Genomic DNA, 17049 nt, shown 5'->3' with positions numbered 1-17049 from the left:
GTAAGATTTGAGACTTTGAATATTACTTGGACAAATCTACATTATCTCGCTTTCTCTATCTTGTTTCTCAGAAAAATAAAAGTTTAAACAGGTTTAATCTTTTAAATTGATTTTAATAGCAGAGTAAAATTAAAATCTTAAAATAAATTTCGATTAATAAAATAGTAAAATACCTTAATATATTATTTAAATTTTAATTATGAAAAATAAATTCACCCGATTAACAGATGAACAGTTAGAAGTAAAATGTAACTTTATAGAAAACTACTTATTATCTTCAAATGCTGCGAGCGGAGCCTTATTCGATTCAAATGCCAATGTTTCCAATAAAAATATTGCAACTATGGAAGCGGAACTGAATAAGGATATTAATATTCAAGTTAACAGAAAACTTATTTCAAATAAAATTAAAGACCTTTTTGGTGATAATCTGGCAGTTGAATACATCAGACAATTGAATGATCATGAGATTTATGTACACGATGAAACCAGCTTAAAACCATATTGCGTGAGTGTTTCTATGTATCCATTACTTCTGGATGGATTAACAAAACTGGGAGGAGAATCTAAAGCCCCTAAGCATTTAGCTAGTTTTTGCGGTTCTTTTGTTAATTTCTTATTTTCAGTATCATCACAATTTGCCGGTGCTGTTGCTACCGTAGAATTTTTGTTGTACTTCGATTATTTTGCTAGAAAAGATTTTGGCGATGATTATATTATAGAGCATCAACAAGTTATTGAAAGTGAATTACAGCACGTTGTATATGCAATTAATCAACCAGCGGCAGCTAGGGGATATCAGTCGGTTTTTTGGAATATTTCTTTATATGATAGCTCATATTTTGAATCTATGTTTGGAACATTTGTTTTCCCCGATGGAAGCAAACCAAATTATTCTTCATTAGATAATTTGCAGCAATTTTTTATGCAATGGTTCAACAAAGAACGTTCAAAAGCCATTTTAACTTTCCCAGTGATTACCGTTGCAATGCTTACAAAGAATAAGAAAGTAGATGATGATTCTTTTGCCAATTTCTGCTCCAAAGAATTAAGCGAGGGCAATTCATTTTTTATCTATCAATCGGATAATGCAGATTCATTAGCGAGTTGCTGTAGATTGAGAAACGAAATTTCTGACCATACATTCAGTTATTCTTTGGGTGCGGGTGGTGTTTCTACAGGAAGTATCAATGTAATTACAATTAATATGAATCGGTTGGTTCAGAAAGGAATTTCTCTTGAAAATGTGATTGATAAAGTACATAAATATCAGGTGGCTTTCCGAAGTATTGTACAGGATTATAAAGATGCAGGAATGCTTCCTGTTTATGATGCAGGATTTATATCATTAGATAAACAATTTTTAACCATTGGTATTAATGGAATGGTTGAGGCCGCGGAGTTTCTGAGAATTGAAATCTCTAATAATGACAATTATAAAAAATTCGTCAATGAAAATCTTAAATTGATATACCATAAAAATAAAAAAGCAAAAGAAATTTATGGTTTTATGTTTAACACAGAATTTGTTCCGGCAGAAAATCTTGGTGTAAAAAATGCAAAATGGGATAAAAATGATTGGTTATATGTACCAAGAGACTGCTACAACTCTTATTTTTATATAGTTGAAGACAAAAGTCAAAATCTGATAGATAAGTTTTTCCTTCATGGCAAAGACTATATTCAATATCTTGATGGCGGCTCTGCATATCATTGTAATTTAGAAGAATATCCGAGCCAGGAAGGATTCAGAAAATTATTAGATGTTGCGGCTCATACAGGCTGTAATTATTTCTGTTTTAATATTAAAGTTACAGTTTGTAACGTATGTGGTTTTGTTAATAAGCAAACCGTACATTATTGTACAGATTGTAACTCATCTGATATCGATCATGCTACTCGAGTGATTGGCTATTTAAAGAAAATTACAAACTTTTCAAAAGACCGTCAAAAAGAAGAGAAAATAAGATATTACGGTAATGTTGAAGTATGATTCTTACGATATCGTATTACAGGAAATTCCTAATGAAATTTCACTTTGTTTTACCATCACAGGTTGCCAGTTAGCTTGTGATGGCTGTCATTCGGAGCATCTTTGGAATCCACAAAACGGAACAGATCTTACTCCAGACCTCTTTCATAGTCTGCTTGTAAAGTATCAGAAAGTAATAACGTGCATCCTTTTTATGGGAGGAGAGTGGCATGACCAAAAGTTACTTGAATTAATCTCAATAGCCAAGCAGCAAGAATTAAAGGTTGCATTATATACAGGACTTAATGAAAAACAAATCCGAAGAAAATATTTTGAATTATTGCAAAATTTAGATTTTATAAAAACCGGAAAATGGATACCCAGCCTAGGAGGATTAAATAAATTTAATACCAATCAAGAATTGAAAAATTTAAAATCCGGAGAAATTTTAAATAAGTATTTTATCAGGTAATAAATCTTTGTAACAGCTAAAAGGTAAGTTTTGACAACAATCTTTGCAAGTAAATAGGTATTGGTTTACATTTGTATCACAGCCTTTATTTTAATTATGAAAAAAAAATTAGGAGAGTGTGATCACAGTTGTTTTATGTGTAAAAATATATTAAAAGAATGGTGGGAAGCAATCGATATAAAAGGAAATAGTATCAACGTAAAAAAAGGACAGAAATTTATCAATGAAGGTAGTGAAATGCCTGGTGTGTTTTTTATACAAAAAGGATTTGTAAAAGTACATAAACATTGGGGCGATAGGGAAATGATTGTAAGGTTTACCAAGGAAGGAGAAATTGTGGGACACCGTGCAATTTCCTCTGAAAATTTATTATCTCCTATTTCGGCAACAGCAATGCAGGATTCTGTATTGTGTTTCATAGAGCTTAATTTTTTTAAGACTTTACTTAAAACCAATTCAACTTTTGCATATGAGCTTATGATGTTTTATGCAAATGAGTTGCTATGGTCTGAACAAAAAATGGGCAGCCTAGTGCATCTTTCAGTAAAGGAGCGCTTCGTAGTTAATCTTATTTACCTTATCAATTATTTTGGATTGGATGAAGAAAATATTTTGAAGATTGAACTAACAAAGACTGATTTAGCCGCCTATATAGGTAGTACTTACGAAACAGTTTATAGAACAATTTCAGAATTGGAGAATGATAAAATCATATCATTCCGTAATAAAATAGTTAAGATTATTAATCTTGAAAAATTAAAATTACATATCGCGAATACCTAAATGAAAATAATAATTAAAGTGTATTAAATAGTATGTTTTTTCAAATCATTTTAAGATTCCATAGCTGTGAAAGTTTATCCAAATCTTCCAGAAAAGTGTTCGAAAATTGAACCTCTGGGGTCACTTAGACGGACATGCATTTTTTAATGCTTGTCCGTTTTTTTGTTTAGTAACTTGTCGTTAAGATAATGATCATAATCTAATCACATATTTAAATGTACAATCTATATAAAAGTTTCTTTCTTACTTTCAACATTTGCCTTATAGTTTAAAATTACTTCTCTAAATAATATATTCAGGTATTTATGATGGTGTTATATTTTTCACAAAATGAAGAATTTTATTAAATTGAAAATATACCAATTTCTCCAAAAAAACTTTTAGTTGTATTGATGCTTAGAGACAAAAAATTATATTTGATTGATTTATAGTGTAATTGCAATTAGAAAACAGAATAGTCTTAAAATAAAAATATATTTTTTGATAAAATATCTTAGAATAATTCCTTAATTTTAGAATTCTATTACATTTATTATTAATCTTTTATTATTCCTTGATGATTAAAGTTGGAGTTACAAATGATTACAAATCTATAACACAGAATCTTAATTGTAATTCCCTTTGGGTTGATTCTATTCAGGTAATTTTTGATGCTGATTGCCCTCAGAAATTGTTAAATGATTTGCGTAAAAATCCAGTAGATGTACTTTTTGCAAGTCACCATTTGATTCATTGTATTACTGTTGCTTTTTATGGACAATTAAAAGACTATTTCCCGGATATCAGAATCGTTATTTTTGATTTATTTGATCAGGAAAAAATTAGGTTTAATCTTTCTAATTCAGGTACGCAGAAGGAATTTGATAGAACTAAAAATTTATTAGTAAGGACTGCCAAAGAAATTTTTATTGGTCCGCACATCGTTTTTGATGAAAATCATGATCCTCAAGGCTTTCTTGAAAAATTAAAACTCTTTCGTCAGGGAAAATATAATTTTAATGATGTAGTGTATATATCTCTTCGTGAAAAATACGTGATAAAATTAGCAGCAAAAGAGCTTTGTGCAAAAGAAATTGCAGAAGAATTAAATATCAGTTTGCGTACAGTGGAGGTACATAAAAGAAATCTGATGTCTAAAACTAATTCCAAAAATTTTATTGGAGTTATTTTATATGCCCTTACAAACAGGGTCATGACTTTAGAAGAACTGTATGATTAATTTAGATTTTATTTGAAAAAATAATACTGAATTTTATATCTAAATGAGTGTAGATTACTATTAACTATAAGAATACGTGTAAATACGTATTTGGGTTTTTTATTGAAAAACTTAAATTTGATTGATACAGCTGAGTGCTTAAACTCAATTTTTGCCAATACAAAATATTAAAAACCATGAAAAATCTAGCCTCTTTTTTTCTCCTGTTATCATTGTGCTGTCCACAGCAGTCTGTTGCACAGCAAAAATATAATTCTCAAATTACCAAACAAAACATGTTATATACAGATGCTGAAATAGATCAGTTATTATTAAAGCTAACCGATGAAGAAAAAGTTTCTTTGGTGATTGGAAGAGGAATGGATAATGTTGGGAACGTAGGTGTCATTGATGGAAGAGTACCTGGAGCTGGCGGACAGACCTATGATGTAAAACGTTTAGGAATTCCAGACATCATTTTATGTGACGGACCCTCGGGTCTTCGTATCAGCCCTATTCGTGAAAATACCACAAAGACTTTTTACGCAACAGCTTTTCCATCAGAGACTGTTTTAGGATCGACCTGGAGTAAAGATTTAGCCCAACATATAGGTCGAGCTTTAGGAACTGAGGCAAAAGAATATGGAATTGATGTCTTATTAGCACCAGGCGTAAATATCCACCGTAATCCTCTTGGTGGACGAAATTTTGAATATTTTTCGGAAGATCCTGTATTGTCAGGAATGATGGCAATGAACCTCATCAATGCTGTTCAGGAACTTGGTGTTGGGACATCTTTAAAACATTATGCGGCAAATAATGCGGAACATAATCGTCTTTTTAGTAACTCCTTAGTGAGCGAACGGGCTTTGCGAGAACTTTATTTGCGACCTTTTGAAATTGCAGTCAAAGGCTCGCAACCTTGGACTATTATGACTTCATATAACAAACTAAATAATACATATACAAGCGCAAGAAGAGATTTAAATTATCAATTATTACGCGAAGAGTGGGGCTTTAAAGGGCTTGTTATGACCGACTGGTACTCAGGTTTCCCTAATGTAGAGATCATTCGCGCCGGTAATCAATCTAACGACGTGTCTGCCCAAATCCGATCAGGAAATGATTTAATTATGCCGGGTTCTAAAATTCAGTTAGAGGCAGCCTTAGAAGATGTAAAATCAGGGAAGCTTTCAAAAAAAGACTTAGACTTTGCAGTTCGAAATGTGTTGCGTCTCGTATCTAAATCGCCGTCTCCTTTACAATATAAGTATAGTGATTCCCCGAATCTAAAGGCTCATGCGAATTTGTCTCGCGCTGTTGCTGCAGAAGGAACTGTGATGCTAAAAAATTCTAATACACTTCCTTTAGTTTCAAATACACGTATTGCAACATTTGGTGTGGGATCTTATCATTTGGTTGTGGGAGGCACAGGAAGCAGCGAGGTAGCAACATCTTATAATGTGCCAATATATAAAGGCCTTCAAAATGCTAAATTCAATTTATATAAACCCTTGCTTGAGAAATATGTTCCTTATGTAGAAGAGGAAGAGAGAAAAGATATTGAACGTAGAGCGAAACTTAATGTACTGGCTCCTTTAGGGGTAATAGCTCAATTGAATATAACAGATGATGAATTATCAGATGCTGTAAAAAATACCGATGTTGCCATTTTTACTGTTGGCCGAAATTCTGCAGAAGAACAAGATCTAAATGTTGATACTGAATATAACTTAACGAAAGAAGAGGAATCATTACTAAATCGTATTTCAAGCGCTTATAAAAAACAGAATAAAAAAGTGATTGTTGTCTTGAATGTGGGAAGTGTTATGAATACATCCTGGAGCGATAAGGCAGATGCGATTTTAGTAACATGGTTTTCTGGTGCAGAAGGAGGTAATGCTTTTGCAGACATTGTAAGCGGTAAAGTAAATCCTTCTGGTAAAACAACAGCCACTTTTCCAAAATCTTATGCTGACGTACCTTCTGCTAAAAGTTTTTATGCGTCTGAAGCTTCAGACTACAGGGATATACGATATACAGAAGGAATATATGTAGGATACAGATATTATGATAGCTTTAATATTGAAACAGCTTATCCTTTTGGGTTTGGTTTATCCTTTACAAAATTCAATTACACTGATTTAAAATTAGATAAACAGGACTTTAAGGATAACATTAAAGTAAGTGTCAAAATTACCAATACAGGAAAAGTAGCCGGTAAAGAAGCAGTGCAGCTGTATGTAGGAGCTCCCAAAGGAACCATAGATAAACCTTTAAAAGCCTTGGTTGATTTTGGTAAAACAAAACTTTTACAACCCGATGAGTCAGAGATTATAGAGTTATCAATTGGTGCAAAAGAAATAGCTTCGTTTTATCCAGATAAAAGCCAGTGGATAGCAGATGCGGGTACGTATACTATTTTAGTTGGAAAATCCAGCCAAGATATTGTCCTGAAATCTGAATTTAAAATTAAAAATACATTAGTTGTAGAGAAAGTTAAACCGGCTTTTACTGAGAAACTTGATTTTTCAGATTTAAAAAAATGATAATCTTATACTTTATGTTATGAAATCTTTTTCACTTTTTTTAACAGTATTTTTCTGCTTGATAGGCATATCTTGCATTAAAGATGAGCTTCCCAATGCTGAAGCTGATATTTTATCTTGCTCTGTAGATAGTAAGATTCTAAAAAAAGATCCAATTATTCAAAATGAACGCATCCAGATATTTGTAAAATCCTTTGCGGATTTAACAGCACAATCACCCGTTTTCACTTTGACGCCTGGTGCCACAATTTCCCCGAAAAGCGGAACTACTTTGGATTTTACAAATCCCCAACTTTATACAGTAACCTCTGAAGATGGTCTTTCAAAAAAGATTTATGAGGTTTCTTTTATAAATGATGCCGTTGGGTCAAAATATAGCTTTGAGCATGTGCGCCTCGAAAATAATAAGTTTGATGTTTTCTACGAAGTTAATCAGGATAATCAAAATATTATGGACTGGGCAAGTGGTAATTCGGGTTTTAGTTTAACAGGCGCAGGATCACAACCGGATAATTATCCAACAGCCAGATTAGCAAATGGGAAAATAGGGCAGGGTGTGAAACTTACAACCCGTTCGACGGGTGCTCTTGGCGCAACGATGGGCAAACCAATGGCAGCAGGAAATATTTTTATGGGCGAGTTTGATTTGGCCAGCTCTATTATCAATCCTTTGAAGAGTTTACGCTTAGGAATGCCGGTAGATTTTGTACCAACTGCTTTTAAGGGCAATTTTAAATATAAAGCAGGTAATGTTTATAAAGAAGGAAGCAATGTAATTCCCGGAAAGAAAGATTCTTGGGATTGCTACGCCATATTTTTTGAAACGGATAATAATCTTAAATATTTAGATGGAACCAATAAGTTTAGCCATCCCAATATTCTGGCAATAGCACGGATCTCTACACCAGCGGCAATCGAAACTGATCAATGGACGTCTTTTCATATTCCTTTTGTCTTTAATAATAACGCGGTTATTGATGAACAAAAATTGAAAGATGGAAAATATAGTTTGACATTAGTATTTACTTCCAGCATTGATGGAGATACATTTGCCGGAGCCGAAGAAAGTACTCTTCTTATTGACGAAATAGAGATTGTTCATGAATAAAATAAATACAATGATCAAGTTAAAATTTGTAGCTTTTCTCACGTTCTTCTTAGGAAACTTTATCATTTTAAAGGCACAGGAAATGGTAACAGAAAATCATAAGGCGCATGAAGATAGCATCGTTTATGGAATTAGGGCAGGTATTAATATAGGAGGTTTCAGCCCGTTGCCTTTGCCAGCCGAAATTAGAAAAATCAATAATTTCAATCCAAAGCTCAATCTTAGTATTGAAGGAAATGCAACATATTGGTTTGGTAAAGAAAGAAAATCCTGGGGTATCAGAACCGGTGTTAGGCTTGAAAATAAGGGGATGGAAACAGATGCACAGGTCAAAAACTACGGTATGGAGATTATTGGTGATAACGGAGAACGTGTTGCCGGAAACTGGACTGGAGGTGTTTCTACCGAAGTAGTCAATTCTTACTTAACAATTCCTGTATCAGCGGTTTATGGGATAAATAATAAATGGAGTATTTCTCTTGGAACTTTTTGGTCTTTGCTCTTAGAAAAGGATTTTTCTGGTTATGTGTATGATGGCTATCTTCGAGAAGGCGGACCTACTGGCGAGAAAGTTGTTTTTAGTGGAGACCAAACAGCCACTTACGATTTTTCAAATGATTTGAGGAATTTTATATACGGAGTGGAAGTGGGAGGTGCCTGGAATGCTTCAAGACACCTTAATGTATTTTCAAACTTAAGTTTTGGATTTAATGATATATTCAAATCTGATTTTAAAACCATTACTTTTGGAATGAGACCCATCTATTTTACGATTGGTTTTGGATATGTTTTTTAATTAATAAATCATTAGAAACTTTGAATACTATTTAATTTCCTTTTAAATAGTATTCAAAAAATCATTTAAGTTCTCTTGTTTACTTAATCCTATTTTTGATTTTATCTTAGCTTTATAAACTCTGATACTTCCAACTGTAAATTTTTCAAGAAGAGCGATTTCTTTTCCTGATAAATTCAATTTAAAATAAACACATAGCTTCAATTCCTGATGGGTGAGAATAGGATATCTTTCAGAAAGCTTATCCATAAATAACTTATTTTCCAAAGAGCTTTCGTTAATAAGCTCATTATTCTTTTTATCAAGCTGTATTAAGTTATTTATTTTAAACTGCAAATCCTTTATAATTTCCTCAGGCTCAATGTTTTTTGTTTTCTTTATTTTTTTTAAATTTTCCAGAAATGCTTTTTGAGTTTCTGTTGTCAAATTAAGGTTGAGATGGAGGTTTTTTACTTTTTCTTTTTGCAGTTGGAGGTCTTTTTCAAGAATTTTTTTTGAGGCTTCAAGTATTATTTTCTCTTTTTCTATATGCCCTTCTTTCTTCTTTTTTCTCAATCTTAAAATAATAATAAAACCAATGAAAATAACAATTATAAGGACTAAAGAGAAAAGTAATAGTGCATTTTTTTTCTTTTCATCTTCTTTTTCATTATTGATTTCTTTAATGATATAGCTGTCGATGGCATCCACTGTTTTACGGAGTTCTTTTTGAGCCAAATGATCTTGCTCATCATTTAATTCTGCCAATTTCATAGAAATACCCTTAAAATCTTTATAATTATCTTTTCTTAAATAATAATCTTTAATGAGCTTAGTTAGAATGATTTTATCTTCTACTCTTTCAAGCTTTGGCTCAATAATTTTAAGAGATTCTATAATTTTATCTTCATCGGTTCTTTTATCTGTAGCATCATAAATACTCAAAATATCTTTAGCTGCATAAAGTGCCATTTTATTATTGCCATTCTTAAAAGAGAATTTCCACTTTTCCAAAAATAATTTTTCAGCGATATCATATTTTTTTAACTCCCAATAATATTCAGCCAGACTGCCCTTCATGTAATAAATAAAAACCTTTTGCTTATTATTTATTTCCTTTTGTTGCGTTAATATCTGTATTCCTATATTGGTTTCTTTAATAGCTAAATCTATTTTTCCCATTTTATCATAGCACATTCCGAAATTATTATGCATAGATGCTACGTAAATCAGATCTTTCTCTTTGTCATAAGTGTTTAATGCTTTCTTAAAGAAAACTAATGCATTTTGATAATCCTCTTTATTGTACAACAGCCGCCCTTTAAAATGATATAAATGGGGTAGGTAGTATTTATTACCTACTTTTTCATTTAGTTTTATAGCTTCATTTATATGCCTCATTGACCAATCGGGAGAGCTAATTTCAAAGTGAGTTGCCAGATTATAGTTGCAGGCAATATCCACATACTTGTACTTTCCCTTATTGAGTTTTAAAAGCTCATAGACAAGCGGGATCTGTTCATTTCTTTTTTCAGAATAGTAAAGTACATTTATGTATTTACTGCTTACCAGATAAAGTTGTTTTTTGTTTTGATTATATTTTTGTAATTCTTCATTATAAAATCTTTTAACTATAACATCGCGGTCTTCGTTTGGAGAAGCAAGAGATTTGCTTATTTTTTTATTTAGCGTATCAAAATAATCATCATCTCGTGACGAATTACAAGAGATAAATAAAAAACTAAAGGTTAAAAAATAGAGTAAAAATTTAATCATTTATAGTAAATGTCTTTTATGGTGACAATATTAGTATAATTTTCTATTAATCATGAGGTAAAAAACATTAAAAATTACTTTTTATGAAATTAATGTTATTTATTTTTTAATGTACTTATTTTCAGTTGTTTATTTTTTTAAAATTAACGTTTTATTTAATTGTTTTAGTTTCCATTAATGTTAATTAACGGCTCAATTCTTATTAATTTACTTTTCTAAATGTATTTTCGTTTTATATGATTTGAAAAAATATTAAATCTGTTCGAAAAAGAGGCTTTTTAAATTAATAATTTTCAAAAGAAACTTTAAACTTATTAATCATTACACTTTTATTGATAATGATTTGTGATAATAATAATTTTAAAATGAAGTTAGATTACAAAAAAATATACATTGGATCTTTAATTCGAAAAGAGGTAGAAGCAAATAATATTGAAAGTAGCTGCATTTGTAATTTTATGAATTGCAAAGAAAATGAAATACAAGATATGTACGAAGCGGTAAGTCTTCCTACGAGTATTCTATTACAATGGTGTAAATTTCTTGAGTACGATTTTTTTAGAATTTACTCTCAGCATCTTATTTTATTTTCCGCAAAAAATTCGAGCGTTGCTAGTAACCAAGAAAATAAAAATGCTCTTCCAAGTTTTAGAAAAAATCTTTATACCAAAGAGATTATCAAATTTATTCTTGAACTCATCCGAACAGGGAAAAAAACAAAAGCCCAGATTATAGAGGAGTATAAAATTCCTAAAACGACTCTATTAAAGTGGATTGAAAAATATTAAAAGCGTACTACATAATTTATGAATTGATACTATTTATAAAAAACAAAAAACTATAATATGAATAAACCTGATTATAAAAGGATCTATAGGGATCTTCTTAAAATGAAATTTCCTGAAAAGGAAAAAGACTGCCAACCAATTTTACAGAAAGAAAATTTTTCACAACTGGATGTTATCAACCTTGAAATTATCTTATTTGGAAAGAAGCAAAGTGAAGAGTTTCTTAATGATGGAAGACACAGGTCTTATGATAAGTCAACAATTTTTAAAATTCTTGATTATCAGAAAAAAAATAACCTGAATAATTCTGAACTGGCAAAATATTATGGATTGAGCAGGAATACGGTTGCCAAATGGAAAAAGCATTTTTTAGTGTAAATATTTAAAAAAATATTAGGAAACTGTATACTTTGCAGCCAAAAGTACAGAAAGTAAAATAACGCAAATGATTTTCATTGCGTTGTTTTTGTCTTAATTGTAGGTTGAATAAAAATTTTTTTACTTAATCCTCAGGTTTTGGTTTTGATTCCAGTTGGTTCAAACGTAATGATGATATTTTCCGAAAGTAGCTTTTAGTAAAAGAGAAGGTAAATACAACAAGACTTTGAAATTCGACAATGAGCTAAGAGGAAATGCTGAAATCGTAACCCAGGATTTAAGGTTGATCGAATGATTCTTTTATCATATTAGAAAATTATTAGGCTATCAATACTAAAAGATAAATACTAAACTGCAATAAAGTTTAGTTATACCAACTATTTTTATATTTTTGTTGTGTGAAATTTTTAAGGCTTATAATGATGTTTTATTTTATTGCACTGCTCATCATGCCGTGCAGTGATGTAAAAGCACAGCCTGTAGGGAATAATTACAGTCAGATTTCGATAAATACTGAAGACTCTCATTCTCATGATATAGATGATGGTTGTTCTCCTTTTTGCTTTTGCAGTTGTTGTCAGATTACAGTAACCACATTTAAAATCGATCCGTTTTTAGAAATTCCTTTACAGGTTAAAACGTATTTTTCAAAGAAAATTCTTTTCTATAGAAACAATATTGCCTATCAGGTTTACGACCATATTTGGCAACCTCCCAAAATTTAATTTTTAACGATCAGATGAAAGAATTCTTTCATCAAAACTTGTAGGAAAACTTTGCAATATGATTGCGTGGTATTCTTAGTCATTTTTGTATTTCAGGAATGCGTCAATTATTTGATGCAAGAAAGAGATTGCAGATCAATAAAAATTAAATAAAATTCTATGTTAGATAAAATCATAAAATTTAGCATCAAAAACAAGATCGTCGTTGGAATAATGACTTTGTTGTGGATAATTTGGGGCGTGTGGAGCGCAACCAAATTGCCTATAGATGCTGTACCCGATATTACCAATAATCAAGTGCAAATTATCACGGTTTGTCCCACACTTGCAGGACAAGAAGTGGAACAGCTGGTTACTTTCCCCATTGAGCAAAGCATCGCCAATATTCCGGATATTGAGGAGACGAGAAGTATCTCTAGATTTGGATTATCGGTTATAACCGTTGTTTTCAAAGAAGATGTTGATGTATATTTTGCGCGTCAGCTTATCAGTGAAAAATTAAAAGAAGCTGCAGAAGAAATCCCAAAAGGAATCGGAACTCCTGAATTAGCGCCCGTAAGTACAGGTTTGGGCGAGGTTTATCAATATATTCTGCATCCGAAAAAAGGAAGCGAAAACAAATATACTTCCCAGGAACTGCGAACAATGCAGGATTGGATTGTGAGAAGACAGCTGAATGGTACACCGGGAATTGCAGAAGTCAATAGTTTTGGTGGTGAGTTGAAACAATACGAAGTTGCTATTGACCCTAACCGACTGAAAGCAATGGGTGTAAGTGTGACCGATATTTTCACTTCATTAGAGAAAAACAATCAGAACACGGGAGGAGCTTATATCGATAAAAAACCAAATGCTTACTTCATCCGTGGCATTGGCGTTGTCGCTTCTCTGGAAGATATAAAAAACATTGCCGTAAAGAACAACACAGCTAGTGTTCCGATTTTTATAAAAGATGTTGCCGACGTAAGATTAGGAAGTGCAGTACGTTATGGAGCAATGACGTTTGACGGAAAAGTTGATGCAGTAGGCGGTATTGTAATGATGCTGAAAGGAGCCAACAGTAATGAAGTGGTGAATTTGGTGAAAGAAAAAATCCCGACGATTCAAAAATCTTTACCCAAAGATGTTGTTATCGAACCGTTTTTAGACCGAACAGATTTGGTGGGAAGAGCCATCAATACCGTTGAAAAAAATTTAATTGAAGGCGCATTGATTGTCATTTTTGTTTTGGTATTATTTCTTGGGAATTTCAGAGCAGGATTGATTGTTGCTTCTGCGATTCCATTAGCATTGCTTTTTGCCTTAGGAATGATGAATGTTTTTGGCGTAAGTGCAAATTTGATGAGCCTTGGAGCAATCGATTTTGGACTGATTGTAGACGGTGCAGTTATCATTGTGGAAGCTACGCTTCACCATTTAGGACTCAGAAAATCGACTCAGAAACTTACGCAGGCTGAAATGGATGAAGAAGTTTTTCTTTCTGCTTCAAAAATTAGAAACAGCGCAGCATTTGGTGAAATCATTATTCTCATCGTTTATATTCCTATCCTGACTTTGGTTGGAGTAGAAGGTAAGATGTTTACGCCAATGGCAAAAACAGTAGGTTTTGCAATCTTAGGAGCTTTGATTTTATCACTGACTTACATTCCGATGATGAGTGCCTTATTTTTATCTAAAAAGCCTTCTACAAAAGAAAATTTTTCAGATAAAATGATGCGTAGGCTGCAGAATATTTACCAGCCGCTATTACAGAAAGCACTGCGTTTAAAATACATTTTAGTTTCGGCTACCGTTGCATTATTTGCAGTCAGTATTTTTGTATTCAGCAGAATGGGAGGTGAGTTTATCCCGCAATTACAGGAAGGAGATTTTGCATTTCACTGTATTTTACCGCAAGGAAGTTCGCTTACTCAAAGTGTAGAAACATCGATGCAGGCATCAAGAATCATTAAGCAATTTGATGAAGTGAAAATGGTTGTAGGAAAAACAGGTTCAGCTGAAGTTCCTACCGACCCGATGCCACCGGAAGCAACGGATATGATTATTGTTTTAAAACCACAAAAAGAATGGAAAACAAAAAAATCTTACGATGAATTAGCTGATGAAATCTCTGAAAAACTTGAAAATATCCCCGGTGTTTTCTTTGAAAAAAATCAACCAATACAGATGCGTTTCAATGAACTGATGACTGGTATTCGCCAGGATGTTGCCGTGAAAATTTTTGGTGAAAACCTGGATTCTCTTGCGATTTATGCAGAAAAGGTGAATGATGTGATTCAAACTGTTGAAGGGGTAACTACACCTCAAATTGAACGGGTTAGCGGACTTCCGCAAATCAACGTAGAATACGACAGAACAAGAATGGCAAACTACGGATTGAATATTGAAGATGTGAATAATACGCTCAGTACGGCTTTTGCGGGTAAAAGCGCAGGTCTGGTTTTTGAGAACGAAAGACGTTTTGATTTGGTCGTACGATTAGACAGCATTCACAGAACCAATATTGATGACGTAAACAATCTGATGATATCTACAAGCTCAGGAAATCTGATTCCACTTTCACAGGTTGCCAATATCAGCTACAAACTCGGTCCTGCACAAATAAGCCGTGAAGAAGGAAAACGTAGAATCGTAATCGGTTTTAATGTGAAAGACCGTGATGTGGAAAGTGTAGTGAATGATATTCAGAAAAAATTAGACAATAAGATAAAACTTCCTTCGGGTTATTATTTCACGTATGGTGGGCAATTCGAGAATTTACAGGCAGCAAGCAAACGTTTGATGATTGCTGTTCCGGTTTCTCTTTTGTTAATTTTTATGCTGCTATATTTTACATTTAAATCTTTCAAGCAAGCCGCATTAATTTTTACAGCCATTCCGATGAGTGCAATTGGTGGTGTTTTCGCATTAATTATTCGGGATATGCCCTTTAGTATTAGCGCCGGTATTGGTTTTATTGCTTTGTTTGGAGTTGCGGTTTTAAACGGAATTGTTTTAATTGGAACATTCAATCAATTAGAAAAAGATGGTCAAACTGATATTCTGAAACGTGTTTTTGAAGGAACTAAAACAAGGCTTCGTCCGGTTTTGATGACTGCAGCTGTCGCATCGTTAGGATTTCTTCCGATGGCAATTTCCACAGGAGCTGGTGCAGAAGTTCAGAAACCATTGGCAACCGTTGTTATTGGTGGATTGATAACAGCAACTTTCCTTACATTATTTGTTTTACCAATGCTTTATATTATTTTCAGCACAAAACTCAAAATAAAAAATATCAAAATGAAACCTTTAACGACGGTGATTATTTTAGGTTTTTTATTGTTTGGACAAACATTGGCTGCTCAAACTACAAAAACGCTATCGGTAGAAGAAGCGACAGAAATAGCGCTGAATAATAACTATTCAATAAAATTAAAAGACTTAGACGTTAAGGTTTCTGAAAGCTTAAAACCAACGGCCAATGAACTTCCGAAAATGGAGTTTAATGCACAATTGGGACAATACAACAGTCCGAAATTTGACCAGTCGTTTTCCATTTCGCAAACGATTCCGTTTCCTACATTATTTAAAGCAAGAAAGGAACTCATTGCGCAGGAAATTAAAGGAAAGCAAATTAATCGTGAAATTACAGTTAATGAGTTGGCAAAACAGGTAAGAACCTATTTTTATCAAATTGAATATCTGCATTATAATCAAAATAAACTGTTGAAATTGGATAGTCTTTATCAGGATTTTATCAGAATTGCAACCGTAAGATTTAATGCAGGTGACATCAAGAAAATAGAAATAAGCACTGCAGAAACACAGAAAGGAGAAATCAATTTATTATTAAATCAGAATAAGATTTATCTTAATAATGCTTACAAAAATCTGAAAACACTTCTGAATACAAATGACGATATTCAGATTCCTCTTAATAAAAGCTATGAACCGTTGAAAGCGGAATATGTTCTGGACAGCACAGCTATTGCCAATCATCCGACTGTAAAAGCTTTTTATCAGGAAATGGAAATCGCAGATAAAAACAAAAATGTTGAGAAGTCACAAGGCTTGCCGGAATTCACTTTGGGCTATACCAATCAGTCGATTATTGGTTTTCATACATTGAATGGTCAGGAGAAATTTTATAATGCAGGAAACCGTTTCAGTGTTGCGAGTGTCGGAGTTGCGATTCCATTGACTTTTGGTGCGACCAAAGCACGAATTCAATCTTTGGAATATCAGAAACAGATGGCAGAATCTAATGCCAAACAGCAACAAAAGCAATTGACCGCTCAGTTGGAAAATGCATTAAGCCAATATCAACAGGATATTCAGCAATATCAATATTACATTGACCAGGCTTTGCCAAATGCCGAAAAGATTGTCAAAGCAGGGCATTTAGGTTACAAAACCGGAGAAATCTCTTATGTCGAATATTTATTTGCTTTGCAGACTGCGACTAATATTCAGCTGAAATATTTGGAATCCATACAACAGGTAAACCAGTCTGTAATCACCATTAACTCTTTAATCAACAAATAAA

The 17049-nt window shown here is 32.6% G+C and carries 12 protein-coding genes; 11 read left to right on the top strand and 1 reads right to left on the bottom strand.

The genetic code is table 11. The features are described 5' to 3' along the window. Positions 1 to 199 precede the first annotated feature (199 nt). The 7 genes from nrdD to B5X64_RS14105 all read left to right on the top strand — a co-directional run bounded on the left by nrdD (position 200) and on the right by B5X64_RS14105 (position 8878). Complete coding sequence (gene nrdD / locus B5X64_RS14135; RefSeq protein ID WP_072408855.1) at positions 200 to 1993, top strand: anaerobic ribonucleoside-triphosphate reductase; 1794 nt, start codon at positions 200 to 202, stop codon at positions 1991 to 1993. Next, positions 1980 to 2444 (top strand): anaerobic ribonucleoside-triphosphate reductase activating protein, encoded by a 465-nt coding sequence (nrdG, locus tag B5X64_RS14130; protein WP_072408857.1) that lies wholly within the window; start codon positions 1980 to 1982, stop codon positions 2442 to 2444. The genes nrdD and nrdG overlap by 14 nt, the downstream gene beginning before the upstream one ends. Before the next feature lie 96 nt (positions 2445 to 2540). After that, on the top strand, positions 2541 to 3227 hold the full coding sequence (locus B5X64_RS14125) for a Crp/Fnr family transcriptional regulator (RefSeq protein WP_079465868.1): 687 nt from the start codon (positions 2541 to 2543) through the stop codon (positions 3225 to 3227). A gap of 556 nt (positions 3228 to 3783) precedes the next feature. Next, positions 3784 to 4446 carry a response regulator transcription factor gene (locus tag B5X64_RS14120; protein ID WP_079465867.1) on the top strand — a complete coding sequence of 221 codons (663 nt, stop codon included), beginning with the start codon at positions 3784 to 3786 and terminating at the stop codon, positions 4444 to 4446. 176 nt (positions 4447 to 4622) lie between these two features. After that, positions 4623 to 6974: a glycoside hydrolase family 3 N-terminal domain-containing protein gene (locus tag B5X64_RS14115; protein ID WP_079465866.1), complete on the top strand. Its 2352-nt coding sequence runs from the start codon at positions 4623 to 4625 to the stop codon at positions 6972 to 6974. 19 nt (positions 6975 to 6993) lie between these two features. Then, entirely contained in the window at positions 6994 to 8082 is a 1089-nt protein-coding gene (locus B5X64_RS14110; protein WP_079465865.1) for a PCMD domain-containing protein, read from the top strand. A 10-nt stretch (positions 8083 to 8092) separates the two neighbouring features. Beyond that, a complete protein-coding gene (locus B5X64_RS14105) occupies positions 8093 to 8878 on the top strand; it encodes a porin family protein (protein WP_079465874.1) in 786 nt (261 codons plus the stop codon). 42 nt (positions 8879 to 8920) lie between these two features. On the opposite strand, the gene B5X64_RS14100 is transcribed toward B5X64_RS14105, so the two are convergent. Then, a complete protein-coding gene (locus B5X64_RS14100; RefSeq protein ID WP_079465864.1) occupies positions 8921 to 10633 on the bottom strand; it encodes a tetratricopeptide repeat protein in 1713 nt (570 codons plus the stop codon). A 458-nt stretch (positions 10634 to 11091) separates the two neighbouring features. Here B5X64_RS14100 and B5X64_RS14095 point away from each other — a divergent pair, with 458 nt between their 5' ends. The 4 genes from B5X64_RS14095 to B5X64_RS14080 all read left to right on the top strand — a co-directional run bounded on the left by B5X64_RS14095 (position 11092) and on the right by B5X64_RS14080 (position 17048). Continuing rightward, the gene (locus B5X64_RS14095) at positions 11092 to 11421 is read left to right on the top strand and encodes a transposase (protein WP_320455815.1); all 330 of its coding nucleotides are present in this window, start codon (positions 11092 to 11094) and stop codon (positions 11419 to 11421) included. Between the two features lie 57 nt (positions 11422 to 11478). Then, entirely contained in the window at positions 11479 to 11799 is a 321-nt protein-coding gene (locus B5X64_RS14090) for a transposase (RefSeq protein WP_079465863.1), read from the top strand. 398 nt (positions 11800 to 12197) lie between these two features. After that, entirely contained in the window at positions 12198 to 12524 is a 327-nt protein-coding gene (locus tag B5X64_RS14085; protein ID WP_317127484.1) for a DUF6660 family protein, read from the top strand. Between the two features lie 159 nt (positions 12525 to 12683). Further along, complete coding sequence (locus B5X64_RS14080; protein WP_079465862.1) at positions 12684 to 17048, top strand: CusA/CzcA family heavy metal efflux RND transporter; 4365 nt, start codon at positions 12684 to 12686, stop codon at positions 17046 to 17048. Position 17049: the final 1 nt, after the last annotated feature.

The sequence above is a fragment of the Chryseobacterium balustinum genome, from assembly GCF_900168205.1.
Taxonomy (GTDB): domain Bacteria; phylum Bacteroidota; class Bacteroidia; order Flavobacteriales; family Weeksellaceae; genus Chryseobacterium; species Chryseobacterium balustinum.
Note: the sequence above shows the minus strand (reverse complement) of the source record. Positions and strands in the feature narration are given on the sequence as shown.

Excerpts from the sequence above, each read along its gene's own strand:
- nrdD (WP_072408855.1), top strand. The coding sequence starts at position 200 with ATGAAAAATAAATTCACCCGATTAACAGATGAACAGTTAGAAGTAAAA.
- nrdG (WP_072408857.1), top strand. The coding sequence starts at position 1,980 with ATGTTGAAGTATGATTCTTACGATATCGTATTACAGGAAATTCCTAAT.
- B5X64_RS14125 (WP_079465868.1), top strand. The coding sequence starts at position 2,541 with ATGAAAAAAAAATTAGGAGAGTGTGATCACAGTTGTTTTATGTGTAAA.
- B5X64_RS14120 (WP_079465867.1), top strand. The coding sequence starts at position 3,784 with ATGATTAAAGTTGGAGTTACAAATGATTACAAATCTATAACACAGAAT.
- B5X64_RS14115 (WP_079465866.1), top strand. The coding sequence starts at position 4,623 with ATGAAAAATCTAGCCTCTTTTTTTCTCCTGTTATCATTGTGCTGTCCA.
- B5X64_RS14110 (WP_079465865.1), top strand. The coding sequence starts at position 6,994 with ATGAAATCTTTTTCACTTTTTTTAACAGTATTTTTCTGCTTGATAGGC.
- B5X64_RS14105 (WP_079465874.1), top strand. The coding sequence starts at position 8,093 with ATGATCAAGTTAAAATTTGTAGCTTTTCTCACGTTCTTCTTAGGAAAC.
- B5X64_RS14100 (WP_079465864.1), bottom strand. The coding sequence starts at position 10,633 with ATGATTAAATTTTTACTCTATTTTTTAACCTTTAGTTTTTTATTTATC.
- B5X64_RS14095 (WP_320455815.1), top strand. The coding sequence starts at position 11,092 with ATGAATTGCAAAGAAAATGAAATACAAGATATGTACGAAGCGGTAAGT.
- B5X64_RS14090 (WP_079465863.1), top strand. The coding sequence starts at position 11,479 with ATGAATAAACCTGATTATAAAAGGATCTATAGGGATCTTCTTAAAATG.
- B5X64_RS14080 (WP_079465862.1), top strand. The coding sequence starts at position 12,684 with ATGTTAGATAAAATCATAAAATTTAGCATCAAAAACAAGATCGTCGTT.